This is a genomic window from Glaciimonas sp. PCH181 (assembly GCF_003056055.1).
Taxonomy (GTDB): Bacteria; Pseudomonadota; Gammaproteobacteria; order Burkholderiales; family Burkholderiaceae_D; genus Glaciimonas.
The window spans coordinates 660,106-685,033 of record NZ_PYFP01000001.1; the positions used below are offsets into that span (position 1 = coordinate 660,106).

Genomic DNA, 24,928 nt, shown 5'->3' on the forward strand with positions numbered 1-24,928 from the left:
GCTTTAAGTATCTATTTGAAACTTAAATACTGCGATCGGCGACAATATTAACAAAATAAATTTAAATATAAAAACAAATTTTATTGATAAAATTTAATGCGACGATCATAATGTACCCATCAGCTGGGAAAGCCCAGGCAAGAAAAATCGAGACGGCATCGGGAATGCTATTTGTCGCATTGGCAAAAAACGACTGCTTCTTGTTCGCCTGAGAATGGCAGCCCAGCGAAGCAGGCAAACCAAAAACGCAGATCAAAAAACAGATAAAGAGGAAGACAGAAATGGCATCGGTAAGCATCAGCGAAGTGCACAAATATTATGGCGATACCCACATCTTGAAAGGCGTGTCGCTGTCTATCGACGATGGGCAGTTCGTGGTGCTGGTCGGACCATCCGGTTGCGGCAAATCGACGTTATTGCGGATGATTGCCGGGTTGGAAGAAGTCGATCGCGGTGATATCAGCATAGGCGCACAAACGGTGAATAAGCTGGCACCGAAAGATCGTGATATTGCGATGGTGTTTCAGAACTACGCTTTGTATCCGCACATGTCGGTGCAAGATAATATGAGTTTTTCCTTGCGGCTGGCAAAGCGTCCAGCGGCTGAAATCGCCCAACGTACCCAGCGTGCCGCCGATATTTTGGGTCTAGACAAATTGCTTTCGCGCTTTCCGCGTGAACTGTCCGGCGGCCAGCGTCAGCGGGTGGCGATGGGGCGCGCCATCGTGCGCGACCCGAAGGTATTTTTGTTCGATGAACCCTTATCCAATCTGGATGCCAAGCTGCGCGTGCAGATGCGTACCGAAATCAAAGCCTTGCACCAACGGCTTAAAACTACCGCGATTTATGTGACGCACGATCAGATCGAAGCGATGACCATGGCCGACAAGATCGTCATCATGCGTGACGGCAAGGTCGAGCAGCAGGGCGAGCCGCTGCAAGTCTACGATGATCCGGACAATTTGTTTGTGGCGGGCTTTATCGGCTCGCCATCGATGAACTTTATCGACGGTGTGTATCGCAAGCAAGGCACGCAAGCATGGGTCGAGTTCGCCCAAAATGGCAAGCTGACAGCGCCAATGACGGCAGCTAAAGATGGTCAGGCGGTGGTGTTCGGTATGCGTCCAGAACACTGCGATGTGGTCGAGGCCGGGCAGGGTCTGGCTTGCGAGGTAAAAGTAGTTGAGCCGACTGGCGCCACCATCGAACTGTTTTGCAGTTACGCCGGCAGCGAATTATGCGTGGTGTTTCATGACCGTCAGCAATTCCGCCCCGGCGATATCGTCCATCTGGCACCGCGTGCCGGCAGAAGCTATGTGTTCGACGCCGCCAGCCGTAATCGTCTGCGCTGAAGCATTCTTATAAGCAAACAAGCGGTTATGCGAGGTAAGCGCAGCTGAGTGAAAAAATTGGTTTTGCCGGTGTGATGCAACGGCAATTAACAATGCGATGCACCATTAAAACGAGAAATATAAAGGAGACAGCAAATGAGTAAGGTTTGGTGCAAATTAAGTATTGCAGCCGCAGCCGTGGCAATGACATTGACCAGTGGCGTCAGTCAAGCCGATGGTGAATTCAAGGGCACGACATTACGCGTGAAACTGGTTGGCGGTGCGCAATATGAAACGCTATATACAGTCATTCCAGAATGGGAAAAGAAGACCGGTGCCAAGGTCGAGATCATTTCTCGCAAAAATCATTTCGAGTTGGACCGTGAAATCAAGCAGGATATCGCTGCTGGCAAGATCGATTATTGCGTCGCCTCGAATCACACCAGCTTTGCGCCGCAGTACGGCAAGATTTATCGTAATCTGCGCGATTTGATCCCGGCTTCGTATCTGGATAATTTTGTGCCGCTATTGCTAAAACACGCGACGGTCAACGGCGTATTGGTGCAATTGCCGCGCCATGCCGACATCAGCGAGCTGTATTACAACAAAACGGTCTACGACAATCCTGCCAACAAGACGGCCTATAAAGCCAAATTTGGCAAAGATCTGGCGCCGCCTGTGACGTGGGACGAAGCCAAACAACAGGCAATCTTCTTCGCCAAACCGCCAAGCTTCTATGGCACGCAGTTCGCGGGCAAGGATGAAGCCATTACCGGTCGTTTCTATGAAATGCTGGTCGCCAACGGCGGTGCGATGTTCGATAAAAACTGGAAGCCGACTTTCAATTCTGCCCAAGGCGTGAAATCGCTGCAATGGTTTGTCGATCTTTACAAGGCGGGTGCGGTGCCTAAGGGTTCGCCAAATTATGTCTGGGATGATCTCGGCAACGGTTTCGCCAGCGGTAGCGTGGCCTTCGATTTAGATTGGGGCGGCTGGGCGTCGTTCTTCAACGATCCTAAAAACTCCAAGATTGCCGGACAAGTCGGCATCACCCGTGCGCCGCGTGGCGATGGCGGTAAGCGCAGCGGTTGGGCCGGCTCACATACGTTCTCGATCACGACTACTTGCCCAAGCCCTAAAGCTGCGGCCGATCTGATCATGTATCTGACCAGTTTCGACGCGCAAATGCTGGAGGCGCGCAAGGGTTTGATGCCAAGTCGCAAAGATGTGCAGGCCGCTGCTCTCAAGGAATTCAAAGCCAAGGACGATCATTATATGGCCGACGTGTTTCAGACTTTTGCTGCGGGCGTGAACGAAGATGCCTTCACGCCACCGCTGATTCCAGAGTGGATCGAAGCCTCCAACATGATCTGGCCAGAACTGCAAAAAGCCATCATCGGCGACAAAACCAGCAAGCAGGCGCTGGATGATGCCGCCAAAAAAGTGGCAGCGTTAATGCAGGATGCAGGCTATCTGAAATAACCGCCGCAACTGCCTAGTGCGGGCTACTGCCGTAGATCATGCGGCGGTGGCGATGCTTCCTCTCTTATTTTATTTGCCGAATTGACCATGCGAATTTCAACTCCTGCCAAACTATTGCTGCCCGCGTTCATCGCGGTCGGCCTGGTCGTGGTGTTGCCCCTGCTGTTCTCCCTGTACACCAGTTTTACAGCCTATCGGCTTACGCGCCCAGAAAGTATCAGCAACTTTATCTGGTTTGCGAATTACTTGCGGTTATTGCAGGACACGGATTTCTGGTGGGCCTTTGGACGTACCATCTTATTTCTGACTGTGGTGCTGAATCTGGAACTGTTGTTTGGTCTGGGATTGGCGCTGCTAGTTAATCAAATCACGCGCGGCCAGCGTGTTCTGCGCACCATCATGATGTTTCCGATGATGTTTTCGCCGATTCTGGTTGGCTTTCAGTTCAAATTTTTGCTCAATGACAATACCGGCGTCGTGAACGCAGTATTGCAGCGCTGGTTTGGCGTCACCGAGGCCATCCCCTGGCTGGTCGATGGCACGCTGGCTTTCATCTCACTAGCCGCCGCCGAAATTTGGAACTCCACGCCGCTGTTCGCGATTCTGTTGTTGGCCGGTCTGATGGCGATGCCTAAAGATCCGCTAGAGGCGGCCAAAGTAGACGGTTGCAGCAGCGTCCAGGCTTTCCGTCACGTGACGTTGCCATTTTTGATGCCGTTCGTCTGGATTGCAATGACGATACGTTCGCTGGATGTGGGCCGCGCTTACGACATCGTCAAAATCATGACTAACGGTGGCCCGGGCGGGCGGACCGAATTGCTGTGGACCCTGACCGGACGGATTGCTTACGAAGATGCGCGCATGGGCTTCGCCAATGCGATGGGTTATGTATCGGTCATCGTTTCCGTGGTCTTCACCATCCACTTCTTCAAAAAACTCAACGCCGCACGGCGTCACATGGACGGCATGGAGGCCTAAGCGCATGAACAATTCTTTCAGTATTAATCGGCTTGCGCTGTGGTTTGGTATCTTTGTCGCGATGTGCATCATTTGCGTGCCGGGCCTGTGGGTGGTGCTCAATGCCTTTCGCCCTAATGTCGCGATTCTGTCCAACGATAGTCTGTTCAACATGAGCAGTTATACCTTGCAGAATTTCCGCAACATCATCGGTAAGGGCGATATGGTGCCGATTCCGGTCACTGAATATTTTCTCAATTCGGTGATTATTTCCGTAGTCAGCACCGTGGCGTCATTGCTGGTGGGGATGATGGGCGGTTATGCGTTTGCGCGTTTCCGTTTCAAATACAAGCCAACGTTGTTCGTCACGCTAATGTTAAGCCGGGCGATTCCGGGGATTGCATTGTCGCTGCCGGTATTCATTATCTGGTCATGGGTCGGTCTGGTCGACACCAAACTGGGCTTGATTCTGGTGTATCTGGCGATGAACGTACCGTTTTCGATCTGGCTAATCGATGGCTTTTTCCGCCAAATCCCTAACGAGCTATATCAAGCGGCGGAGATTGATGGTTGCACGCGCTGGCAGGCTTTCTGGATGGTCGAATTTCCATTGGCAAAGTCAGGCATTGCATCAGCCGGAATATTTTCTTTCCTGACTTGTTGGAATGAATATGCATTGGCCTCGCAATTAACTCGCAGTACAGATACCAAGACTTTGCCAGTCGGTCTGATGGACTTCACCGCGCAATTCACGATCGATTGGGCCGGGATGTGCGCGATGGCGGTGATCATCATCGTGCCAGCGCTGATTTTGACCTTTATTGTGCAAAAACATCTGATCGCAGGCCTGACTTTTGGCGGTGTCAAATGAGCGGCGTTACTGTTACTACATCGCAGCGCATGGGGATGGTGATTGCCATTCGCCCGGAAAAGATCGCCGAATACAAGGCGTTGCATGCGCAATGCTGGCCCGAGATTTTGCAGAGCCTGCGCGACGCCCACATCCACAACTACAGCATTTTTTTGCGTGAACCGGAAAACTTGTTATTCGGTTATTGGGAATATCGCGGCGCGGATTTTGCTGCCGATATGGCGATTATTGCCGCGCAAGAATGCACACAACGCTGGTGGGCTTTGTGCATCCCTTGTCAGTTGCCGCTGGCATCAAAGGCGGCAGATGAGCATTGGGCTCCCATGGAAGAAGTATTTCATCTGGATTAAAGAAATGAGGTAAGCCATGACGCAGCAAGCGCAATATTTTGAGGATTATCAGATCGGCGATGTGCGGAGCACCAACGGACGCACCATTACCGAAACTGATTTTGTGGTGCACGCAGGCCATACCGGAGATTTTTTTCCGCATCACATGGATGCAGAATTCTGCAAAACCACGCCATTCGGTCAGCGCATCGCGCATGGCACGATGGTGTTCGCCATCGGTGTGGGTTTGACGGCAGGGGTGATTAACACTGCCGCGTTTACCTACGGTTATGACCGCTTGCGGTTCGTCAAACCGGTATTTATCGGTGACACCATTCATACCCGCATCACTATCAGCGCCAAGGCTGATGATCCCAAGCGCGCCGATGCTGGTCGCGTGACCGAAACCTGCGAAGTGCTTAATCAGCGGAGCGAGGTGGTGATGGCATGTGAACATATTCTGTTGGTTAATCGACGTGGAGTTTGACGCATGACCTTAGCGAATGAAACCATTGCAGAGCGCATACGCGGTTTGCGGCAAGACTGGCCGAAGCCAACTCAGCCCCGTCCCATCGTCATCCTCGGCGCGGGCGGGATAGTCCGCGACTCCCATTTACCCGCGTATCGCAAGGGCGGCTTTATCGTTGCGGCAATTTTCGATCTGGATATTGCGCGCGCCACACAACTCGCTACGCAATTTGGCATCGCCCAAGTGTGCGACAGCCTGGAGCAGGCCCTGACGATAAAAGATGCTGTCTTTGATCTTGCGCTGCCGCCAGAAGCGCTGCTGCAAACTATACAAATGATCCCGCTCGGTGCGACGGTGTTGATACAAAAGCCGCTAGGGATTCATTATGATCAGGCGCTGGCAATTGCGGGGTTGTGTCAGCAGCGCAATTTGATCGCTGCGGTGAATTTTCAGTTACGTTTCTCGCCGATGATGCTGGCATTACGTGCAGCAATTGAACAAGATTTAATTGGTGATATCGTCGATGTCGAAGTCCGGCTGGCTTGCCATACGCCGTGGGAATTATGGCCGTTCATGGCAGCGTTGCCGCAGGTCGAAACATTGATGCATTCAATTCATTACATGGATTGGATACGCGGTACTTTGGGCGAACCGCGTTCTGTCATGTCGCTATCGGTGCCGCACCCTGACCATCCGACATTGGCCGATGCGCGCACCAGCACGATTCTTGACTATCCCGGCGTGCGCTGTTGTTTATCGCTGAATCACACCTACCGCTTCGGCCCACAGCATCAAGACGCCAGCATTCGTATTGAAGGCGTGCGTGGGGCGGCAATCGTCAGCCTCGGTTTGTTGCTCGACTATCCACGCGGCGCGGCGGAAACCTTGCAAATTATCAGCGCCAATGGCGACTGGACCGATGTGCCGTTGCAAGGACGTTGGTTTCCCGATGCCTTCGTTGGCATTATGTCCAATCTGCAACGCTACGCCGCGGGAGAAGATACCGTTTTATTGACCGCCGTTGATGACGCAGTGCGTACGATGGCGCTGGTCGATGCTTGCAAAATTTCCAGCGAGCGCGGCGGCGTAGCCCCGCGCCAAGATTCCACCAAACCTTATTAATACGATGACTGACTCTTTTCTCTTGCGTGGAACTACCTGGGACCACACCCGTGGCTTGTTACCGAAAGTCGCGACTGCACAGCGCTATCACGAGCTGCACCCGGAATGCCAAATACAGTGGCAAACGCGTTCGTTGCAAGCTTTCGCCGATTATTCGATTGCACATCTGGCGGCCGAATTCGATTTGCTGGTGATTGATCATCCATCGATGGGCGAAGCAGCGGCGCACGGCTTGTTTCTGCCGCTGGATCAGTACCTGTCAGCCGATTTTCTCTCCGATCAGGCCGCCAATAGTGTCGGCGGATCGCATGCCAGCTATCAGGTCAACGGACATCAATGGGCCTTGGCAATCGATGCAGCGACGCCGGTAGCCAGCCGCAGAGCTGATCTGCTGGACGCGGGCGAGGTTCCGCAAAACTGGGCGCAATTGCTGGAATTGGCGCGGCAGGGCAAGGTCGCGGTGCCAGCGATCCCCATCGATAGCCTGATGAACTTTTACATGCTTTGTCTGGCGGAGGGCGAAACGCCGGGCCAGCAAGCTGCCTATTTTTGTAGCGAAGAGACTGGCGTTGCCGCGCTGGAAGCATTGCGGGAATTAGTCAGTCTCTGCGATCCGGTGTGTCTGACACGCAATCCGATTCAGACCTATGAGGCGATGACGCTGAGTGATGCTATTGCTTATTGTCCTTTCGCCTACGGTTATTCGAATTACAGCCGTCGTGGCTATGCGCGCCGTCCGCTGGCCTTTGGTGGCTTGGTGACGCGACACGGCCAGCCTTTGCGGTCGGTCCTGGGCGGGGCGGGGCTAGCGGTATCGGCTTCTTGCAAACATCCGGAGATCGCGCTCGCCTATGCGCGCTTTGTTGCCGAAGTGTCGACCCAAACCGGTATTTTCACCGCCAATGGCGGCCAGCCGGGGCATCGGCAAGCATGGTGCGATGCTGACAATAATATTGATGTGCAGCAATATTTCTCTGCGACGTTGGCGACGCTGGACCAATCCTGGATCAGGCCGCGCTACGCGGGTTATATCGATTTTCAGGATCGTGCGGGACACTTGGTCCACGCTTTCTTGCGTGGTGAAACCGCAGCGCCGGTCTGTTTGCAGTTGATCAATCACCTTCACAAGGAGTGTTTTAAATGAAGCCATTAGAAGGTTTATTGGTACTGGATATAAGCCAATTTCTGGCTGGTCCGTCAGCGGCATTACGGCTGGCCGATCTGGGTGCGACGGTGATCAAAATCGAACGTCCGGTCAAAGGCGATCTGTGTCGCCAGCTATATATTTCGAATCTGGATCTGGATGGCGACAGCACGCTATTTCATACCATTAATCGCAACAAGCGCAGCTATGCCGCCGATCTGAAAGATCCGTCGGATCTGGCCCGGGTTAAGCAGTTGATCGTGCGTGCCGATGTGCTGATTCAAAATTTTCGCCCCGGCGTCATGCAGCGCATTGGCCTAGATTACGACCGCGTGCGCGAGATTAATCCGCGTCTGGTGTACGGCACGGTGACCGGCTACGGCAATGAGGGGCCATGGATTGATTTACCGGGGCAGGATTTGCTGGCCCAAAGTCGGACCGGTTTTGTCTGGCTGAATGGCGACCAGCAGCAGGGGCCAGTGCCGGCCGGAATTGCAGTTGCCGATTTGTTTGCGGGTGCGCATCTGGTGCAGGGCTTACTTGCCTGTCTGGTAAGGCGTGGCGTTACCGGCGCTGGCGGTCTGGTCGAAGTCAGCTTGCTGGAATCGATGCTGGACTTGCAATTTGAAGTTTTGACGACGCATTTGAATGATGGCGGTAAAGCGCCTGAGCGTAGCGCGGTGAACAATGCGCATGCTTATTTGGGCGCGCCGTATGGCATTTATCGCACAACGGACGGCTATTTATCGCTGGCGATGGGTTCTGTGACGCAGCTCGGAAAAATTCTGGATTGCGCCGCGCTTCAGGCCTATGACGATCCGCAAAGCTGGTTCGACCGACGCGATGAAATCAAGCAGCATTTGGTGACGCATTTGCAGACCCAGTCCACCCGCTATTGGTTAGATCGGCTGGAACCGGCGGATTATTGGTGCGCGCCAGTGATGGATTGGCCCGAGATGCTGGCCCACGATGGCTTTAAGGTGCTCGATTTTCTGCAGCCGGTGACTCGCGACAACGGTCAGGCGCTAGTGACGACGCGTTGCCCGATTCGCATCGACGGCGCTGTGCTGAAAGACGGGCGTGCTTCACCCAGAGTAGGTGAGCATACCGCGCAGATTAATGCGGAATATGCGGTGTCGTGATGCAAAGCGGTCTGCCCACACGCTGCATTTTCTTGCATCGCGCAGACCCCAAGCTGACTCAATAAATACTATAAACGGAGACAAATAATGCGTACACAACGCAGTGACGCGCCTGCACTTGACCGTGCTGTGCGTAAAGCAACCATTCGCCTATTGCCATTTCTTGCCTTGATGCTGATTCTGGCATTTTTGGACCGCGCGAATATCGGTTTCGCCAAAATCGCCTATCAGGCCGATACCGGCATTAGCGAGGCCGCTTACGCGCTGGGCGCAGGTATTTTCTTCATCGGTTATGCGTTGTTCGAGGTGCCGAGTAATTTGATCATGCATCGCGTCGGTGCGCGCATGTGGCTGAGCCGGATCATGGTGTCCTGGGGCTTGGTATCGGCGTCGATGCTGTTTGCGCACACTGAAAATACGCTGTATATCCTGCGCTTTTTGCTAGGCGTGTGCGAAGCCGGATTTTATCCTGGCGTGCTGCTGTATCTGACTTACTGGTTCCCTTCCAAGAACCGCGCACGTGCCATTGGCTTGTTCTATCTCGGCGTGCCTTTATCGTTGGTATTAGGCGGCCCTTTATCCGGCTTCCTGCTGAATTTCCATGAAGTTTTTGGGCTGACTAACTGGCAATTAATGTTTGCGGTGGAAGGGCTTGCTGCAACTATTGTGGGCGTGATCGCATTTTTCTACCTCGACAACAATCCACAGGATGCTAAATGGCTTTCTAAAGAAGAAAAGGCTGCATTGGCGGCTGTGCTTGAAGGTGAGGAACGCAAGAAACTGGCTAATGGTGGTCATACAGCGATGGGCGTCCTCAAAGATCCACGGGTATTGGCCTTCATCGGTGTGTATTTTTGCCTGCAAGTCGGCGCTGCGCCGCTGATCTTCTTTTTGCCATCCAAGCTGGCAGCAAGCATGGGCGGGCATATCACTTTTGCGGTGGGCCTTTTGATTGCGATACCGTGGCTTTGCTCGGCAATGACGATCTATGCGGTGACGGCCTACGCTGACAGGCACGACAATCATCGTCGCGTCGTCATGGTGATGGTGGCGGTCGGCACGCTGGCGTTGGCTTCGTTGCTGTGGATATCCAGCCCATTGCTGATCGTAATCGCTGCATGCATCGCGATTCCGGGACTGACCGCATCTCAACCCGTATTTTGGAGTTTGCCGACGCGGTATTTGGGCGGAACCGCTGCGGCCAGTGGGATCGCGTTCATCGTATCGATTGGCAATGTTGGTTCTTTCCTGTCGCCGCAGATCAAAGTCTTCGCAGACAAATTTTTTGCTAGTAGTAACGCTGGCTTTATGGTTCTGGCGCTAATCTGCTCCATCAGCGTCTTGCTGTTGCTGTGGTTACGTCGCAGCGGCTCTCCTGGCGCGTTGGTACGTGCATATTAAGCAAAAAAAATGGCGTTGCATGAACCGTCGCCATCTGGTGACGGCAAATTTATACCGAATTGACGCCTGAATATCATTTATTTATTAAAGGAAAAAGTGATGCGTAACCCTAATCCCGATCCAAAGCTGCATGCGCAGATTCCCGTCTGGAACGCAGAAAATTGGTTTTATGAAGATATCGTCGTCGGCCATCGTATTCGTTCGATACGCCGCACGATTTCTGAAGGCGAAAGCATGCAATTCAATGCATTGGTACTAGATATGCATCCGTACGTGGCCGACGAAACTTTTGCACGAGAAGAGGGCGTCTTTGGCCGCCGTCTGGTGGCCGGTGCTTTTGTGTTTAGCGCAGGGCTTGGTTTGGTGGCGACTAATTGCGTCAATGCTTTTTCTTACGGCTACGATAAACTGCGATTTATCAAGCCGGTGTTTATCGGCGACACGATCTATGCGATCAAAACCGACCTGTCCAAACAACCGAAAAGTGCGGAGATGGGGCTGTATCGCGCCAGCTATGAAATTTTCAAAGGCGACGGCGAGCTGGTGCTGTATTGTGAGCACATTCAAACCGTTAAATATCGCGGCCCGGCGTTAGCCGTAGCTGAGCTGGCCGCACAGGGATAAGGAGTTCTATGCATATCATCGATACCCATCTGCATCTGGTTTATCCGCAACGTGTGCGGTATCCGTGGATCGCTGGCAGCGCGCTGAATCGGGCTTTTCACCTCGATGATTATCGCCAGTTAGCGGCGAATTGCGGCATACGGGCGGCGCTGCATATGGAGGTTGATGTGGCACAAGAAAATCAACTCGACGAAGTTGCGATGATTGCAGAACTGGCCGTTGAGTCTGGCGGCGCTCTGGCAGGGCAGATTGCAGCTTGTCGGCCCGAAAGCGGCGATTTTGCCAGGAATTTGGGGGAATTGCTGTTGCAGCCCACAGTGAAAGGGGTGCGGCGCATTTTGCATACTAGCCCTGACGATCTGTCGCAAACACCGTTATTCGCGGCTAATTTACGCTTGCTGGCTGCTGTCGATTACAGTTTCGATCTCTGTGTATTGGCGCGGCAATTGCGCAGCGTTGCGCTGCCGTTGGTGCAGCAATGTCCAGAGGTGCGTTTCGTACTCGATCATTGCGGCGTGCCTGCCATCAAGGAAAGCACCGATCAAACTTTCGAAGAGTGGAAGAGCGCTATCAGCGAATTAGCGCGCTATCCTAATCTGCACTGTAAATTATCAGGATTGGTGGCGTATGCGGATGCTGGATGGAGCGTCGAGACTTTGCGTCCGTATGCCGAACATGTGATTGAATCCTTTGGCTGGGATCGCGTTGTGTGGGGCAGCGATTGGCCGGTCTGTACGCTAGGCGGCGGTTTAGTTGCATGGGTCGATGCCACTAAGGCGTTGCTGCGTGATTGCAGCGAAGATCAGCAGGTGCGGCTGTTGTATCGCAATGCTGAAACACTTTATCGATTGGGAGCAGTGACTGAGCAACGGCTATAAGTCTTGCACTTTGATAAAGTCTCATTTTGTCCGGAATACGAGTTCGTGCACCGTTTCAGCCTGATTTCATCTTCTGCAGCCTCGTGATGGATATCGCTTGCGTCTATCACCCACATTCTCCTAAGCGCCAGATATTTTGTCTGGCGCTTAGTGAAGGTCGTTAGTTAGACCAGCCGCCGTCGATCATCTGTGTCGTGCCGGTGGTAAAAGCGGCGTCGTCAGAGGCCAGATAAACCGCCAGAGCAGCGATTTCGGTGGCTTTTCCTACGCGTTGTGTTTTTTGTCTGTCTGACTTTCTTCGTCCGTTTGTTTTTAGAACAGGTTCTGGAGCAGGCAGGTAACATCCGCCCAGACATTCCACGTCGGCTTTAAAAACGATGCGTCATGCCAACTCGCAAGGCCATTTGACTTGCCTTGTTCGCGGTGCCTTGAGGATTGGTCACGAAGGCGGTGGCACCAAAATCCGGCGTGCCGAATGCTGCGCGTGCAAAACCATCCAGACCGGTGGTTTTGGTCAGACTGAACAAGGAATACAATTCAGTGCGTTTGGATAGCGTATGAAAAGCGGCCAGATTGTATTGCAGCGCTTTGCCGCTCAAGCCGTCGGTAAATTTGGTCAACGCACCGCCGCCGTACACTCTGTTTGTGGCGTTCAGTTGATAATCCACGCCGGTTTCATAGGTGCGCACGATTTGTGCCGAGTTTGCCGCGCAAGTGGAAAAGCAAAGTGAATTGGCTGCGACGCCGTGGGTGTCGGTATAGGCCAGATGCAGCGTGGTTGCACCGAATGTATATTGTCCATCGATCACCGCAACGCCGGTCAGACGATCGCCATTAGCGTCGTTGATACGCAAATACGTCGCGCCCGCGGCTAGCGGACCATTGACGTAATTAACTGCGCCATTTAGCGTCCGGCTAGCGCTCTGGCTGCCTGCTTTTTCGCCTAGGCCGATTAAGGCCGCCACTGTAAAGCCATTCATGACCGGGCTTTTATAACGTAAGGAATTATCGACGCGGTCCCCGAGACGATCCACCCAATGAGAGATACCGGCAAAGTTGTTGACTCGTGACGCGACAAACGCGTGATACGGCGCCAGTTCCAGATCCAGCGTGTATTGTCGGCCCACGGTCAGCGTGCCGTAGTTACTTTCCAGCCCAACATAACTTTGTCGGCCAAACAGCAATCCGCCTTGGGTGCTAGCACCGTTATCCAGCGCGAAGCCGCTCTCGGTCAGAAAGATAGCGCGGTTACCGCCGCCCAGGTCTTCAACGCCGCGAAATCCAACGCGGTTGCCGTACAAAGTGCCTGTATCCATTCTGACCGTATTGCCGTTATTCGGCCCAGAATTATTCGCGTAGGTGATGCCTGCATCCAGTGCGCCATAGACGGTCACTGCCGATTGCGCCCACGCGCTGCTGCTGGCGAAACCTGCGCTTCCTGCTAAGACTAAACTACCGATCAAGTATCTTTTCACTGCTGTCTCCCTGGGGTTGATTTATTGGTTTGAGGATGGAATGTCTTTTTTTGGACGAAGAAAGTCCACACGCCGTTTCCGGCGCATCGTCTTGCTAATTACAAAGTTGGATTTAGTTAATCGGCGGCCTTGATGATTTCTTCCGGAAGCGGCATGCCTTGATATTTTTGATAGATCTGATTTAGTTTGCCGTTTTTGAGATTGATCTTGATATAGCCGTTGATCAATTGCTTCAGCCGATCATCGTTTTTCCGTAAACCGACGGACAATTGGAAAGTCTTGATAACGATTTTCGACTCAAGATTCTTTTGCGGATTTTTTTGATTGATGACCGTCATCAGGGCAGGGGATGATACGAATATATCGGCCTGCCCGCTGAGGATGGCGGTGATGGAAGTCGAGTCATCGTCGAAGCGGACAATTTGCGCGTCCTTCGCGTACTTCGTAATTTCAGCGTCATTCGTCGAGGCGCGTGTTACGACTACTTTTTTCCCTGCTAAATCGGCATAGTTTTTGATCACCATGCTCTTGGGCGCAGCGACCACGGCCTGGATCGCGGCGTAAGGCAAAGAAAAGTCGATCACCTTGCCGCGCTCTGGTGTCACCGCCAGCGAAGCAATCACCACATCAACCTTATTCGTTTGCAAATAAGGAATTCGATTGGCAGCGGTGGCAGGCACGATTTCCAACGCCACGCCCATGTTTTGCGCGATCAGTTGCGCAGTTTCAACGTCGGAACCGATAGCTTTGAGCTGATCATCTTTCATGCCATACGGCGGCACATCCATGCCGATACCGATCCGGATTTTTTTGGCTTTCTGAATGTCGTCTAGGGTATCGGCATGCGCCACATGCGCGCATAGAGTGGCGACGGCAATCAGGATGGCGCTGGATAACTTGGCGAATTGCATGTGATGTCCTTAACAAAAATGTGACGTGAAGATAAAGAAAATGACAGAGCGTGACGGGTTATAAATCGGTCCCTAAAAATTGCTGTAACTCAGGCGTTTGCGGCGCATCCAGAATAGTGGGCGGCCCGCTTTCCCATACTTTCCCTTGATGCATAAAGACGACCAAATTTGCTACATGACGCGCAAAGGCCATTTCGTGCGTGACCAAAATCATGGTCATGCCGCCACGCGCCAGATCTTCCATTACCTTCAATACTTCCCCGGTCAATTCAGGATCGAGTGCAGACGTGACCTCATCAAACAAGATCAATTGCGGCATCATTGCCAGCGAACGGGCAATCGCGACGCGTTGCTGCTGACCACCGGATAATTGCTCGGGATAGGACAGACTTTTTTGTTCCAGCCCAACCCGTTGCAACATTTTTTGCGCTAGTTCTCGGGCCGCATTTTTCGACATTTTCTTGACTGAAATCAGACCCAGCGTCACGTTCTGTTCCACCGTCAAATGCGGAAATAGGTTATAGCCCTGAAAGACGATGCCGACATCGCGCCGCAATGCACGCGGATCGTATTTAGCATCGACCTGATGACCGCAGACTTCGATGCTGCCGCTATCGATGCTTTCCAGCCGGTTGATGCAGCGTAATGCGGTACTTTTGCCGGAGCCGCTCTTGCCGATGATGGCGACTACTTGGCCTTTTTGGACTTCGAAGGTGACGCCATCGAGGACTTGCAGAGGGCCAAAATTTTTACGTACCTGATGTAATTTAACGACGGCTTGCATTCAGCTTCCTTTCCAGATATTTGCTCCATAGCGACAGCGGATAGCACATCGCGAAATACAACATTGCCGCCAGACCGAAATACAGAAACGGCTCAAATGTAGAACTGTTGAGTTCCTTGGCGGCATACGACATTTCGGCATAACCGATGACGAGCGAAGCGACAGAAGTGTTCTTGACGATCTGCACCATAAAACCGACCGTGGGCGGCGTGGCAATGCGTAAAGCCTGCGGCAAAACCACCTTGTACATGGTTTGCAGGTGCGACAAGCCCAGACATTCGGCCGCCTCGAACTGGGCTTTAGGCACCGCTTCGATACAGCCACGCCAGATTTCACCCAGAAACGCGCTGGCATAAATTGTCATGGCAACCGCCGCTGCAGCCAGCGCTGGCACCGAACCAATGCCGAGAATATTCGGCCCATAAAAACATAAACCCATCAGGATCAGCAACGGCGTTCCCTGCACGACTTGGATAACGCCAGCGGTAAAAGCGCGGAGCGCCGGACTGCGTGAAACCCGCATCAGTGCAATGGCAAGCGCCCCAATCGCGCCGCCGGTAAATGCCAGTAATGTCAGGATCAGCGTGCCAACTGCGCCGGTCAGCAAGTAAGAGATTTGTGCGGAAGAGATATGCAGCATGTCGGCTCCGATCACAAAGGCGTGCCGAGCTTGCGCCGGCGCGGGAAGAAAAATCGGGCCAGCAATGCAAACGCCAGACGCAATAAAAACGACAAGACCAGATAGACGATCCAGACCACGACGAACACCTCAAAACTGCGATAAGTATCAGACTGCACCCGGTTAGAAATGCCGAACAATTCTTCCGCGCCGACCGCCGACATAATGCTCGATGCCAGCATCAGCAACACAAACTGGCTGCTGAGTGCCGGATAGACCCGTTCCGTGGCGGGCAACAAGACAACGTGCCAGAACACCGCTGCACGTGACATGCCGAGACATTCGGCAGCTTCGATTTGTCCTTTGTTGATGGACTCGATACCGGCGCGCATGATTTCACAGGTATACGCACCGATATTCACCACCATGGCCAGGACTACGCCAGCAGTGATCGGCACCGTCATGCCGATACTGGACATCCCGAAAATCAGAAAATAACTCTGAATTAACAGCGGTGTGTTGCGAATTACTTCAACGTAGGCAGCGACCAGACCGCGCAACGCAGCAAAGCGACTACCCAAAGCGATTGCGCACAAAGTCCCTAATATGAAGCCGAAAAATGTAGAAAATACCGTCAATTGCGCGGTGACCCACGCGCCGTGCAAAAACAGCGGCCATTGCGCCAGCACGCTGGAAAAATCAAACTCATAATGCATGTTGTCTCCTCGTTATCACCATCTAGTGGCCTGTCATTTTATGATGATGGTTGAGAATTTTTGCTGTGCCGTGATGCGTTGCCAGTTCCAACTAATGCCGATACCGGGTTCATCCGGCGGCAGTGCATGACCTTGTTCGATACGGATGCGGCTGTCGGTCAGATCGTCTAGTTGTGGAATATATTCGACCCAGGTCGCGCTCGGCACCGCAGCGCATAGACTGACATGCAACTCCATCAGAAAATGTGGACAGACTGCTACGCCGAGTGTTTCGGCCAGATGCGCGACTTTTAACCATGGCGTAATCCCGCCCACGCGCGCGACATCTGGCTGGACAATCGAACAAGCCTCTTGTTTCAGATATTCCCCGAACTGACCGGGGTCATACATCGATTCACCAACCGCGATAGGTATCGAGGTATGCGCTACCAATTGTTTATGGGCGTTGATATTTTGCGCGGGCAACGGCTCTTCCAGCCACGCAATGCCGACCTCGCTATAAGCATGTGCACGGCGAATGGCTTCGGCTGCGGTGAAACTCTGATTGGCATCAACCATGATCTCGAAATGATCGCCCACGGCGTTGCGCACCGCGCTCAGGCGTGCCATGTCTTCGGCCAGATGTTTTTTGCCGACCTTGATTTTTGCGCCTAAAAATCCTTGGTCTTTTGCTTGCAGCGTCAGGTCTACCAGCGCGCTAGGCTCCAGATGCAGCCAGCCACCTTCAGTCGTGTACACCGGCACACGCGGCTGTGCACCACCGGCCATCTTCCACAAAGGCAGCCCGGCTTGGCGACAATTTCTGTCCCAGATTGCCGTATCAATCGCCGCCAGCGCCAGACTGGTAATTGCGCCGACTGCGGTCGCGTTCGTATGCCGCAGCAGATCGCGCCAAATGTGTTCATAGTTTTCCGGCGCACAACCGATCAGTCGCGGTGCTAGGTGATCTTTTAGCAACGCGACTATCGAAGAGCCGCCAGTGCCGATGGTATAGGTGTAGCCCGTGCCGCTGCTGCCGTCGTCGCAATGCAGCGTGACCAACACGGTTTCCTGCGCGACGAACGACTGGATCGCATCCGAGCGTTTGGTTTTAGGGATCAGATCGACCTGCACGATCTCGATGCGTTGAATAATGGCCATAGATTTCCTTGTCATTGAATTGCCGGTGTCTGCATCGCGACACACTGGAGGTGATGGAATATAACCAAGGTATTTTTAGCTGTCAATATATCGTGCATGATTTATCGTGCACGATATATTTTTTAAGATGTGCGTAAATACGCTTTCCGCCTATGGCATAATCGCGATTTGGCAATTTGAAATGAGAGCATCAATGGCTGCGAAACCTTCACCTGCCAGCACGCGATTCGTTAAGACATCTTTGGCTGAGCAAGCCTACGAAGAACTGAAAAAACAGATTCTGGATCTGCGGTTGCGGGCTGGCGCACGGGTTAATATCGATGCGCTGTCGCGCGAATGCGGCATCAGTACATCACCGTTAAGAGAAGCATTGATACGATTGGGTTCAGAAGGATTGGTCGTATCCAGCACTAATTCCGGCTTTTCCATCGCGCCGGTGCCTGACGCGCAACAAATGCGTCAAATTTTAGAATATCGTTTGATGATGGAAGCGCATTGCGCACGCAAGGGTGCCGTCAATGCTAGTGATGAAACGATTGCCAGCATGGAAAAATCCTGTGAAGCAATGGGCGCAATGTATAAAAAGGGCCTCAGTTATAAATACTATCGCCAGTACATTGACCTTGAGCAAACTTTCCATCAATTGATTGTTGATAGCGCGGACAATCCGATCATTTCCAGTGCATACAGCGGATTGCATACCATTTTGTTGGTAGCACGCTTATCGGTGGTGCCTAACAGCAATAACATCGGTTCCGAAACCGTGATGCAAGAACATCTGGAAATAGTTGAAGCGTTTCGGGCACACGATCCCGATCGCGCCGAATCGGCCGTACACGGACATTTGAAGGCAGCGCAATTGCGTGCGCAGAGAAGTGATGTTACCCAAGTGTTGGCCTCTGATTGATCACATTTTTTGCCGAATCGTAGCGTTCTAATAATATTTCGGCGCCCTTAAAAGCGCTGAGTGTCGCTTCCTTAACAATTTTCAAAAGCCTCTTCCAGCTTAGGAAATAGAAGTCCGAATAAAGGATTTTTATTTCATTACTTACTCTCAATTGAATACCCCCTATGCATTTTCACGATGCATCGGGGGTATTTTTTTTATTGTTCAGCCATAAGAAAACACTGGAAATGCAAGATCAAAGATTATGCAATTATGAGTCTCGTTGAAAATATTATTCTGTAAGGAGGAAGTAAAAATGATTAGAACGGGTGCGGAATATCGGGATTCTTTGAACGATGATCGTGAGGTATGGATCGATGGCGAGCGGGTAAAAGACATTACCAAGCATCCCTCCTTTAAGCCGATCATCGATGTTCGTGCGCGCATCTACGATCTTGCACATGAAGAGGCAACCCGCGACATCATGACCTATGTCGATGCGTCCACCGGCGAACGCAATGCCATGGGCCTGAAGCTGCCTTATACGCAACAAGACTGGCATGATAAAAGGCTTGCTGTCGATACGGTGATGGACGATATCGGTGGCATCGTGACCCGTGTCGGCGATGAAACAATCGGTGAAATGTGGTCCTTATACGATGGTAAAGACGTGCTCAATGAAGTCGATCCGCGCTTCGCGGAAAACATCGATCGCCACATTCATAAAGCGCTATATGCCGATCCTTTTCACGTCTCGGCAAATACCGATCCCAAAGGCGATCGCTCCAAACCGCCGCAAGAGCAAGACCCGGATTCGCTGCTCCACGTTGTAAAAGAAACTGACGCAGGCATCATCGTACGCGGCGCGAAATATGAAACCGCTGCTGCTTACGCCAATCAGGCATTTGTCAAACCAACCATCGCCAACTGGGGCGAGGCCAAGTTATCCGACTATGCACTGGGCTTTATTTGCGACATGGGCGCACCCGGCGTTAAGCATATTTGCCGTTCGGGATTCGTCGGCCGCGCGCCAAGTGAAGACTATCCATTGTCGAGTCGTTTTGATGAAATCGATACGCTGGTGATTTTCGATAACGTCTTGATTCCCTGGGAAAATGTACTGTTTTATCAGCATACCCGCGCCGCCAGCTTTATCCGTTCAACGCTCCATCGGTATAGCGCTTTCGCCTGGGTGCAGCGTGCGCTGCGTATGGCGGATCTGATGATTGGTGCTGCGCTGTTTAACGTGCGCCAGACCGGTCTGGAAAAGCAGCAAGCCGTGCAGGAAAAACTTGCCGCGTTAGCGGTCTACAGAGAAACAATTAATGCGCATTTAACCGCCTCGATTGCAGCCGGTGAAAGTAGCCCATCCGGTCTATTGATGCCGAATCAATCCTTACTCTACACCGGTCGCGTACAGGCTTGTACGCAGTTGCCAGCGATGATGCATCTGGCGCGTGAATTGTGCGGCGGGCAAATCTGCGTAACGCCGTCGGCAGCTTCGTTCAATCATCCCGAGACCAGCAAGTGGATGGATAAGTATTACTCCATCAATGACAATTGGCTGGCCGATGATCGTCGTAAGTTGCTTGCCTTCGGTCGAGATTTGTTGAACTCCGATTACGCCGGACATCGATTGACGTTTCAATTGTTTGCGCAATCGCCGCCGTTTGCGCATTTGGGGGCGGTCTATCGCAACTTTGATTTCGATACGCCACTGCAATACGTCAAAACATCGGCAGGCTTATCGGACCGGGTACTGGCGAAGTAATGCGTTCAGCCATGGCAGATTCGCACAATGCTGCGTTTTGAAGGAAGAAAAAAATGTTACGCGAAAATTTTGTAAATGGCATGAGTCGGGTGCCCAACAGCGTCTCGATCGTGACCACTGACGGTGTCGCCGGTCGTTTTGGCGTGACGGTCAGCGCCACGTCGTCGGTTTCTGCCGAACCGCCCACTTTGCTGGTCTGCGTCCACCATTTAAGCAATGCCAGCAAGGCGATCATTGAGAATGGCGTTTTCTGTGTCAATTTGCTGCACAACGAAGCGTCCATCGTCTCGGATACTTTTGCCGGACGTGTGCCTGCGCCGGATGGCGATAAATTCAGCTGTGCAACCTGGCACAAGTTAGACAGCGGGGCACCGGCAATCGACGACCCGTTGGTAGTGTTCGATTGCCAGTTGATGCAACACATGCGCATCAATACGCATTACATCTTCATCGGCAGTGTTCTGACGGTGGAGTTTGGGAAAACGACACGGCCGCTGCTGCACGCCAATCGCAGTTACGGCACGTCATGGCTGTTTCCCAGCGCCGAACGCAATCACTGAAGTTATTCACCGGCTGGAATAAATTTATCTTACTTATTTGAAGGAGTTACTCATGGTGCATACCCGTATTCGTCCCTTTAATACCCGCGACATGTACCCAGGAAAAGGCATGGACAATGATCTGTGCATGGGCGTACGTGCTGGCAATTATGTCTGGCTACGCGGACAAACAGGCTTTGATCTGGATGGCAACATGGTCGGTATCGGCGATGCTGCGGCGCAAACCGAAAATGCGATGAAGTGCGTCAAAATTTTGCTGGAAGAGGCTGGCGCGAAACTGGAACACATTACCAAAACAACTATTTACATTAGCAATCGCGCAGATCGTGAAGCGGTGTACGGCGTCGTCGGAAAATGGCTAAAGGGTGTTTTTCCCTGTTCGACCGGCCTGATCATCAGCGGCTTTGCCCGTCCGGAAATGGTGATGGAAATCGACGTCGAAGCGATGATTCCCGATAGCGACGCTAACGCTAAATAACCTACGACGGAACTAGCCATGACATTTTCATTGACTGCTTATTGTCCCAAAACCCGCATGGTCGGCGTTGCCATCACCACGTCGAGTATCAGTGTCGGCAGCCGTTGCCCTTGGGTGCGCGGGCGGGTTGGAGCGGTTGCCACGCAAAACGTGACTTTGCCTAGCATCGGCCAGGATATTCTTGAACTGCTGGAAGGCGGGCTATTACCGAAAGCAGCGCTTGATAAAGTCTTGCAAAAAGACAACTTTAGCGAGTATCGGCAGGTAATGGTGGTCGATACGCAAGGACGCATCGCGCATTTCACCGGCGATAAAATCCTGGGCACCAACGCAGTTGTCGTCGGTAATGGTTGCATTGCGGCGGGCAATTTGCTGTCAACGAAAGATGTTCCGCGTGCGATGGTCAGCGCATTCGAGGCAGCTGACGACCAACATCTTGCCGAACGTTTATTGCGTGCTCTGAGCGCTGGGATTGCTGCTGGTGGAGAGGTTGGCCCGGTCCATTCCGCCGCACTGTTGGTCGCAAGTGATTTGGCGTGGCCGTTGGTCAATCTTCGGGTCGATTGGGAAGAAAATGGCCCGGTTGAACGCTTGCGAACCTTGTGGGATATGTATCAGCCGCAAATGGATGAGTATGTCGCACGTGCGCTGAATCCGGCAGCAGCACCAAGTTATGGCGTGCCAGGCGATGAGTGAAGCGGCCGTTACAGCGATTAAAAGCAGGGAGTTGATAGACCGACTGGTGGGCTTTAACACCGTCAGTCGCGAATCAAATCTGGCATTGATTGACTTCATCCGCACGTATCTTGCCGGTTACGGGATCGAATCCGAACTGCATTTTAATGAAACGCGCGACAAAGCCAATCTGTTCGCAACGATTGGTCCGCGTGACCGTGGCGGCGTGGTGCTTTCTGGCCATACCGACGTGGTCCCGACAGACGGCCAGAACTGGACCAAACCGCCATTTGAGATGGTTGAAGAAGATGGTCGTCTGTATGGGCGCGGCACGGCTGACATGAAATCGTTTATTGCCGTTGTGCTGGCTTTGGTTCCCGATTTTGTAAAAATGGATTTGCAGTTGCCGATTCATCTGGCCTTTTCCTATGACGAAGAAATCGGCTGTCTGGGCGTGCGCTCTTTACTAGCGTCGCTTAGTCAGCGGCCTATCAAGCCAATTGCCTGCATCATCGGTGAGCCAACCGAAATGCGAGTAGTTAGCGGTCATAAAGGAAAAATGGCAATGCGCTGCAAAGTGCACGGTACAGAAGGGCATTCTGCGTATGCGCCGTATGGCGTCAACGCCATCGAATATGCCGCTAAATTGATCAATCGTCTGTCACAGCTCGGCGAGAAGCTGGCCGAAGGTGAGATTAATCCGCGCTTCGATCCCCCGTTTAGTACTTTACAGACCGGCACGATTCAAGGCGGGCGCGCACTGAACATGATTCCTGGAGAGTGTCGATTTGACTTCGAGGTACGCACGCTGCCATTATTCGACCCACAGTGTGTGGCGGACGATATCAAACATTTTGCTCAGCAAGAGCTATTGCCGAAAATGCAGAAAAAATCGGCAGCCAGCGATATTTCCTTTGACTTGCTATCTAGTTATCCCGGTCTTGACAGTCCCGACGATTTATCTATCGTGCGTTTGCTGAAAATGATCATGGGGTCGGAGCGGGCTGAGACCGTTAGCTATGGCACTGAAGGCGGCTTGTTTACTGCCGCAGGCATCCCCACGGTAGTCTGCGGCCCCGGCAGTATGGCGCAGGGTCATCAGCCGGATGAGTTTATTGCCGTAGCGCAGGTAGCATTATGCGAGCAATTTTTGCAGCGGCTAGGCGTGACGTTGTGCAGCGTTGATCATAGTATTTTGCTAGCCCCTGACAATAAATAATATTGTTTACGATTTTTTCGCTGGGTTACTCTGAGTTCAGTGTTTTTTCAGACTGCCCGGTTGTTTTTTGTTCTTCCTCACCGCATTGCGGCCCGTAAAACCACCTATAAAACCTATAAATAATGGAGATAGTCATGTCAAAATTAAATGTAAATTCACCGATCTGGAAACGTGCAAGCCGTACACTATTTTGCGCGATAGTCTTAACTGCCGTGACCAGCACGTCACAGATGGCTTTTGGACAAGATACGATTAAACTTGGTTTTATCGGACCGATGACGGGTGGCAATGCGCAGCAAGGCTTGGGTGCGCGCAATGGTTTTCTGCTGGCAATTAAGGAAGCAAACGCCAGCGGCTATCCGTATCGGGTTGAGGGCGTGGCGCTGGATGACGCCTCCGATCCGGCGGTGGGCGTGTCTGCCGCGCTTAAACTTGTTAATGATAATAAGGTTATCGCGGTAACCGCCCATTGGAACAGCCCGGTGGCGCTGGCAACCACGCCGGTATTCAACCGCTATCAGATGCCAACCGTCATTTGGGGCGCGATCAGCCCTAAAATTACGGAGGCAAATATGCCCGTCGTGACCCGCGTTACGCCGACGCTTGAGCAGGAAAACAAGCCGTTGGCGGATTGGGCAGCGAAGTCATATAACAAGAAAAAAATGGCGATTGTTTCGGATACCAGTGACTATGGTGCGGCCAATACAGCAGCGATGTCTGAATATTTCACTGCTGCTGGCGGTACGATCATCAGCAAGGCTTCAGCGCCGGTCGGCACCACCGATTTCCAGTCAATGTTGACTAAGATCAAGGCTAGTAATCCGGATATTATTTACTTCGGTGGCGTTATTACAGAAGCAGCATTGATCCGCAAACAAATGACGGCGCTTGGCATGGCGCATATTCCGATGATCGCAATTTCGGGTATTTATGATCCGAAGTATCTCGAAATTGCAGGTGCTGCTGCTGACGGAACGTTAGTAAGTTCACCAAAAATATCTGAGAGTGCTGCACTGCAAACTTTCCAAAAATCCTATGAAGCAGCTGGCTTCCCTGACGCTGCTGGTCCGTATGCAAAGTACGCTTACGACGCCACCAATATCATGTTGAAAGCGATTAAGGAAAACGGTTATAAAGACAAGGCCCAACTCGCCAAGGCTATTCGCAACATCAAGTATCAAGGCGTATTGGGATTAACCGAGTTCGATCAGCGCGGCCAAACCAAAGTACCTGTGACAGTGGATATTCAACAGGCGAAGGCCGGTAAATGGGTTGCATGGCAGCAATAATCGCCAACTTTTCATAGCGCATCAGGAGGCTTTTCAGTGTCGATTCGTTCACAACATTATCGTGCCACTGACTACCACGCCGTGGCGTGGAAGAATGGTCTTGGCACGACGCGGGAAATTACCGACTCTGCGAACTCTGTCAGCAATGCAGACTTTATTTGGCGTCTCAGCCTGCCGGAAATTACTACGTCGGGCGCATTCTCCCGCTTTGAAGGCGTCGACCGGCTGTTGCTGTTAATCGACGGCGGTGGACTGGAGTTGCGTTGCGGTCAACATGACGCGACGCTGTTGAATGCACCGCTGGATGCGGTTTATTTTAGCGGTGACGATGTCACAGAAAGCTATTTGCACAATGGGCCGGTGCGGGTATTTAATATCATGGGCGCACGAGAAAAAGTGCGCTTTTCGACATCAATACTGACATTGGGCACGACGCCTTTGCAACATCATCCGGCTGCGAACAGCACAACGCTGTTGTATTGCCTGAAAGGGCATTGCGAGGTTGGCTATGATGACATTTACCACCAACTTAGCGAGCAGGAAACGCTGCGTATCGATACGTCGTCCGGTGCGTATCGGCTAGTCGCATCCGCTGCATCCGCTGCTGCAGCGACGATCATCAAAATTGACATCATTGACATCACGGATAGGTAGC

At 52.4% G+C, this 24,928-nt stretch carries 27 protein-coding genes and 2 pseudogenes; 20 read left to right on the forward strand and 9 right to left on the reverse strand.

Annotation, left to right across the window (positions count from 1 at the left end; genetic code table 11):
• Positions 1 to 61: 61 nt before the first annotated feature.
• Entirely contained in the window at positions 62 to 298 is a 237-nt protein-coding gene (locus C7W93_RS02845) for a hypothetical protein (RefSeq protein ID WP_146177507.1), read from the reverse strand.
• Here C7W93_RS02845 and C7W93_RS02850 point away from each other — a divergent pair.
• From C7W93_RS02850 to C7W93_RS02905, 12 genes are all read left to right on the forward strand, one after another.
• Positions 282 to 1,352 carry an ABC transporter ATP-binding protein gene (locus C7W93_RS02850; RefSeq protein ID WP_108438659.1) on the forward strand — a complete coding sequence of 357 codons (1,071 nt, stop codon included), beginning with the start codon at positions 282 to 284 and terminating at the stop codon, positions 1,350 to 1,352. The two genes, C7W93_RS02845 and C7W93_RS02850, sit on opposite strands and share 17 nt — an antisense overlap.
• A 135-nt stretch (positions 1,353 to 1,487) precedes the next feature.
• On the forward strand, positions 1,488 to 2,813 hold the full coding sequence (locus C7W93_RS02855; protein ID WP_108438660.1) for a sugar ABC transporter substrate-binding protein: 1,326 nt from the start codon (positions 1,488 to 1,490) through the stop codon (positions 2,811 to 2,813).
• Positions 2,814 to 2,900: 87 nt separating this feature from the next.
• On the forward strand, positions 2,901 to 3,791 hold the full coding sequence (locus C7W93_RS02860; RefSeq protein ID WP_108438661.1) for a carbohydrate ABC transporter permease: 891 nt from the start codon (positions 2,901 to 2,903) through the stop codon (positions 3,789 to 3,791).
• Between the two features lie 4 nt (positions 3,792 to 3,795).
• On the forward strand, positions 3,796 to 4,641 hold the full coding sequence (locus C7W93_RS02865; protein WP_108438662.1) for a carbohydrate ABC transporter permease: 846 nt from the start codon (positions 3,796 to 3,798) through the stop codon (positions 4,639 to 4,641).
• Positions 4,638 to 4,991 carry an L-rhamnose mutarotase gene (locus C7W93_RS02870; RefSeq protein WP_225869735.1) on the forward strand — a complete coding sequence of 118 codons (354 nt, stop codon included), beginning with the start codon at positions 4,638 to 4,640 and terminating at the stop codon, positions 4,989 to 4,991. Before C7W93_RS02865 ends, C7W93_RS02870 begins: the two co-directional genes overlap by 4 nt.
• A gap of 16 nt (positions 4,992 to 5,007) precedes the next feature.
• Positions 5,008 to 5,457 carry a MaoC/PaaZ C-terminal domain-containing protein gene (locus tag C7W93_RS02875; protein WP_108438663.1) on the forward strand — a complete coding sequence of 150 codons (450 nt, stop codon included), beginning with the start codon at positions 5,008 to 5,010 and terminating at the stop codon, positions 5,455 to 5,457.
• Between the two features lie 3 nt (positions 5,458 to 5,460).
• The gene (locus tag C7W93_RS02880) at positions 5,461 to 6,561 is read left to right on the forward strand and encodes a Gfo/Idh/MocA family protein (RefSeq protein ID WP_108438664.1); all 1,101 of its coding nucleotides are present in this window, start codon (positions 5,461 to 5,463) and stop codon (positions 6,559 to 6,561) included.
• A 4-nt stretch (positions 6,562 to 6,565) separates the two neighbouring features.
• Entirely contained in the window at positions 6,566 to 7,705 is a 1,140-nt protein-coding gene (locus tag C7W93_RS02885) for an ABC transporter substrate-binding protein (RefSeq protein ID WP_108438665.1), read from the forward strand.
• Positions 7,702 to 8,847 (forward strand): CaiB/BaiF CoA-transferase family protein, encoded by a 1,146-nt coding sequence (locus C7W93_RS02890; protein WP_108438666.1) that lies wholly within the window; start codon positions 7,702 to 7,704, stop codon positions 8,845 to 8,847. Before C7W93_RS02885 ends, C7W93_RS02890 begins: the two co-directional genes overlap by 4 nt.
• Positions 8,848 to 8,934: 87 nt before the next feature.
• Positions 8,935 to 10,248 (forward strand): MFS transporter, encoded by a 1,314-nt coding sequence (locus tag C7W93_RS02895; protein ID WP_108438667.1) that lies wholly within the window; start codon positions 8,935 to 8,937, stop codon positions 10,246 to 10,248.
• Positions 10,249 to 10,347: 99 nt separating this feature from the next.
• Positions 10,348 to 10,872 carry a MaoC family dehydratase gene (locus C7W93_RS02900; RefSeq protein WP_108438668.1) on the forward strand — a complete coding sequence of 175 codons (525 nt, stop codon included), beginning with the start codon at positions 10,348 to 10,350 and terminating at the stop codon, positions 10,870 to 10,872.
• Between the two features lie 8 nt (positions 10,873 to 10,880).
• Entirely contained in the window at positions 10,881 to 11,750 is an 870-nt protein-coding gene (locus C7W93_RS02905; protein ID WP_108438669.1) for an amidohydrolase, read from the forward strand.
• 160 nt (positions 11,751 to 11,910) lie between these two features.
• On the opposite strand, the pseudogene C7W93_RS02910 reads toward C7W93_RS02905, so the two are convergent.
• The 8 genes and pseudogenes from C7W93_RS02910 to C7W93_RS02940 form a co-directional block, all read right to left on the reverse strand.
• Positions 11,911 to 12,036, reverse strand: a pseudogene (locus C7W93_RS02910) (SDR family oxidoreductase); the annotation flags it as partial.
• An 82-nt stretch (positions 12,037 to 12,118) separates the two neighbouring features.
• On the reverse strand, positions 12,119 to 13,225 hold the full coding sequence (locus C7W93_RS02915) for a porin (protein WP_161539863.1): 1,107 nt from the start codon (positions 13,223 to 13,225) through the stop codon (positions 12,119 to 12,121).
• Positions 13,226 to 13,341: 116 nt separating this feature from the next.
• The gene (locus C7W93_RS02920) at positions 13,342 to 14,136 is read right to left on the reverse strand and encodes a transporter substrate-binding domain-containing protein (protein ID WP_108438671.1); all 795 of its coding nucleotides are present in this window, start codon (positions 14,134 to 14,136) and stop codon (positions 13,342 to 13,344) included.
• Between the two features lie 89 nt (positions 14,137 to 14,225).
• Positions 14,226 to 14,405 (reverse strand): endonuclease domain-containing protein, encoded by a 180-nt coding sequence (locus tag C7W93_RS25415; RefSeq protein ID WP_370446439.1) that lies wholly within the window; start codon positions 14,403 to 14,405, stop codon positions 14,226 to 14,228.
• Positions 14,345 to 14,920, reverse strand: a pseudogene (locus C7W93_RS02925) (amino acid ABC transporter ATP-binding protein); the annotation flags it as partial. The gene C7W93_RS25415 and the pseudogene C7W93_RS02925, both read right to left, overlap by 61 nt.
• Positions 14,904 to 15,560: an amino acid ABC transporter permease gene (locus C7W93_RS02930; RefSeq protein ID WP_108438673.1), complete on the reverse strand. Its 657-nt coding sequence runs from the start codon at positions 15,558 to 15,560 to the stop codon at positions 14,904 to 14,906. The pseudogene C7W93_RS02925 and the gene C7W93_RS02930, both read right to left, overlap by 17 nt.
• A gap of 11 nt (positions 15,561 to 15,571) precedes the next feature.
• Complete coding sequence (locus C7W93_RS02935; RefSeq protein WP_108438674.1) at positions 15,572 to 16,255, reverse strand: amino acid ABC transporter permease; 684 nt, start codon at positions 16,253 to 16,255, stop codon at positions 15,572 to 15,574.
• Between the two features lie 33 nt (positions 16,256 to 16,288).
• Positions 16,289 to 17,395, reverse strand: a complete 1,107-nt coding sequence (locus C7W93_RS02940; RefSeq protein WP_108438675.1) for a mandelate racemase/muconate lactonizing enzyme family protein — start codon at positions 17,393 to 17,395, stop codon at positions 16,289 to 16,291.
• A gap of 193 nt (positions 17,396 to 17,588) precedes the next feature.
• Here C7W93_RS02940 and C7W93_RS02945 point away from each other — a divergent pair, with 193 nt between their 5' ends.
• From C7W93_RS02945 to C7W93_RS02980, 8 genes are all read left to right on the forward strand, one after another.
• On the forward strand, positions 17,589 to 18,302 hold the full coding sequence (locus tag C7W93_RS02945) for a GntR family transcriptional regulator (protein WP_161539864.1): 714 nt from the start codon (positions 17,589 to 17,591) through the stop codon (positions 18,300 to 18,302).
• 295 nt (positions 18,303 to 18,597) lie between these two features.
• Positions 18,598 to 20,052 carry a 4-hydroxyphenylacetate 3-hydroxylase family protein gene (locus C7W93_RS02950; protein WP_108438677.1) on the forward strand — a complete coding sequence of 485 codons (1,455 nt, stop codon included), beginning with the start codon at positions 18,598 to 18,600 and terminating at the stop codon, positions 20,050 to 20,052.
• A gap of 53 nt (positions 20,053 to 20,105) precedes the next feature.
• Complete coding sequence (locus C7W93_RS02955; protein ID WP_108438678.1) at positions 20,106 to 20,612, forward strand: flavin reductase; 507 nt, start codon at positions 20,106 to 20,108, stop codon at positions 20,610 to 20,612.
• A 52-nt stretch (positions 20,613 to 20,664) separates the two neighbouring features.
• Positions 20,665 to 21,090: a Rid family hydrolase gene (locus tag C7W93_RS02960; RefSeq protein ID WP_108438679.1), complete on the forward strand. Its 426-nt coding sequence runs from the start codon at positions 20,665 to 20,667 to the stop codon at positions 21,088 to 21,090.
• Between the two features lie 18 nt (positions 21,091 to 21,108).
• On the forward strand, positions 21,109 to 21,786 hold the full coding sequence (locus C7W93_RS02965) for a DUF1028 domain-containing protein (RefSeq protein WP_108438680.1): 678 nt from the start codon (positions 21,109 to 21,111) through the stop codon (positions 21,784 to 21,786).
• Positions 21,779 to 22,984 (forward strand): acetylornithine deacetylase, encoded by a 1,206-nt coding sequence (gene argE, locus C7W93_RS02970; protein WP_108438681.1) that lies wholly within the window; start codon positions 21,779 to 21,781, stop codon positions 22,982 to 22,984. Before C7W93_RS02965 ends, argE begins: the two co-directional genes overlap by 8 nt.
• Before the next feature lie 134 nt (positions 22,985 to 23,118).
• Positions 23,119 to 24,273, forward strand: coding sequence for a branched-chain amino acid ABC transporter substrate-binding protein (locus C7W93_RS02975; RefSeq protein WP_161539865.1), 1,155 nt, complete (start codon positions 23,119 to 23,121; stop codon positions 24,271 to 24,273).
• A 36-nt stretch (positions 24,274 to 24,309) separates the two neighbouring features.
• Positions 24,310 to 24,927 (forward strand): HutD family protein, encoded by a 618-nt coding sequence (locus C7W93_RS02980; RefSeq protein WP_108438683.1) that lies wholly within the window; start codon positions 24,310 to 24,312, stop codon positions 24,925 to 24,927.
• The last annotated feature ends 1 nt before the right edge of the window (position 24,928 follow it).

Coding starts and splice junctions, on each gene's coding strand:
- C7W93_RS02960 (WP_108438679.1), top strand. CDS start 20,665: ATGGTGCATACCCGTATTCGTCCCTTTAATACCCGCGACATGTACCCA.
- C7W93_RS02895 (WP_108438667.1), top strand. CDS start 8,935: ATGCGTACACAACGCAGTGACGCGCCTGCACTTGACCGTGCTGTGCGT.
- C7W93_RS02865 (WP_108438662.1), top strand. CDS start 3,796: ATGAACAATTCTTTCAGTATTAATCGGCTTGCGCTGTGGTTTGGTATC.
- C7W93_RS02850 (WP_108438659.1), top strand. CDS start 282: ATGGCATCGGTAAGCATCAGCGAAGTGCACAAATATTATGGCGATACC.
- C7W93_RS02975 (WP_161539865.1), top strand. CDS start 23,119: ATGTCAAAATTAAATGTAAATTCACCGATCTGGAAACGTGCAAGCCGT.
- C7W93_RS02845 (WP_146177507.1), bottom strand. CDS start 298: ATGCTTACCGATGCCATTTCTGTCTTCCTCTTTATCTGTTTTTTGATC.
- C7W93_RS02860 (WP_108438661.1), top strand. CDS start 2,901: ATGCGAATTTCAACTCCTGCCAAACTATTGCTGCCCGCGTTCATCGCG.
- C7W93_RS02875 (WP_108438663.1), top strand. CDS start 5,008: ATGACGCAGCAAGCGCAATATTTTGAGGATTATCAGATCGGCGATGTG.
- C7W93_RS02870 (WP_225869735.1), top strand. CDS start 4,638: ATGAGCGGCGTTACTGTTACTACATCGCAGCGCATGGGGATGGTGATT.
- C7W93_RS02880 (WP_108438664.1), top strand. CDS start 5,461: ATGACCTTAGCGAATGAAACCATTGCAGAGCGCATACGCGGTTTGCGG.
- C7W93_RS02940 (WP_108438675.1), bottom strand. CDS start 17,395: ATGGCCATTATTCAACGCATCGAGATCGTGCAGGTCGATCTGATCCCT.
- C7W93_RS02885 (WP_108438665.1), top strand. CDS start 6,566: ATGACTGACTCTTTTCTCTTGCGTGGAACTACCTGGGACCACACCCGT.
- C7W93_RS02945 (WP_161539864.1), top strand. CDS start 17,589: ATGGCTGCGAAACCTTCACCTGCCAGCACGCGATTCGTTAAGACATCT.
- C7W93_RS02890 (WP_108438666.1), top strand. CDS start 7,702: ATGAAGCCATTAGAAGGTTTATTGGTACTGGATATAAGCCAATTTCTG.
- C7W93_RS02930 (WP_108438673.1), bottom strand. CDS start 15,560: ATGCTGCATATCTCTTCCGCACAAATCTCTTACTTGCTGACCGGCGCA.
- C7W93_RS02920 (WP_108438671.1), bottom strand. CDS start 14,136: ATGCAATTCGCCAAGTTATCCAGCGCCATCCTGATTGCCGTCGCCACT.
- C7W93_RS02855 (WP_108438660.1), top strand. CDS start 1,488: ATGAGTAAGGTTTGGTGCAAATTAAGTATTGCAGCCGCAGCCGTGGCA.
- C7W93_RS02955 (WP_108438678.1), top strand. CDS start 20,106: ATGTTACGCGAAAATTTTGTAAATGGCATGAGTCGGGTGCCCAACAGC.
- argE (WP_108438681.1), top strand. CDS start 21,779: ATGAGTGAAGCGGCCGTTACAGCGATTAAAAGCAGGGAGTTGATAGAC.
- C7W93_RS02905 (WP_108438669.1), top strand. CDS start 10,881: ATGCATATCATCGATACCCATCTGCATCTGGTTTATCCGCAACGTGTG.
- C7W93_RS02965 (WP_108438680.1), top strand. CDS start 21,109: ATGACATTTTCATTGACTGCTTATTGTCCCAAAACCCGCATGGTCGGC.
- C7W93_RS02950 (WP_108438677.1), top strand. CDS start 18,598: ATGATTAGAACGGGTGCGGAATATCGGGATTCTTTGAACGATGATCGT.
- C7W93_RS02900 (WP_108438668.1), top strand. CDS start 10,348: ATGCGTAACCCTAATCCCGATCCAAAGCTGCATGCGCAGATTCCCGTC.
- C7W93_RS02935 (WP_108438674.1), bottom strand. CDS start 16,255: ATGCATTATGAGTTTGATTTTTCCAGCGTGCTGGCGCAATGGCCGCTG.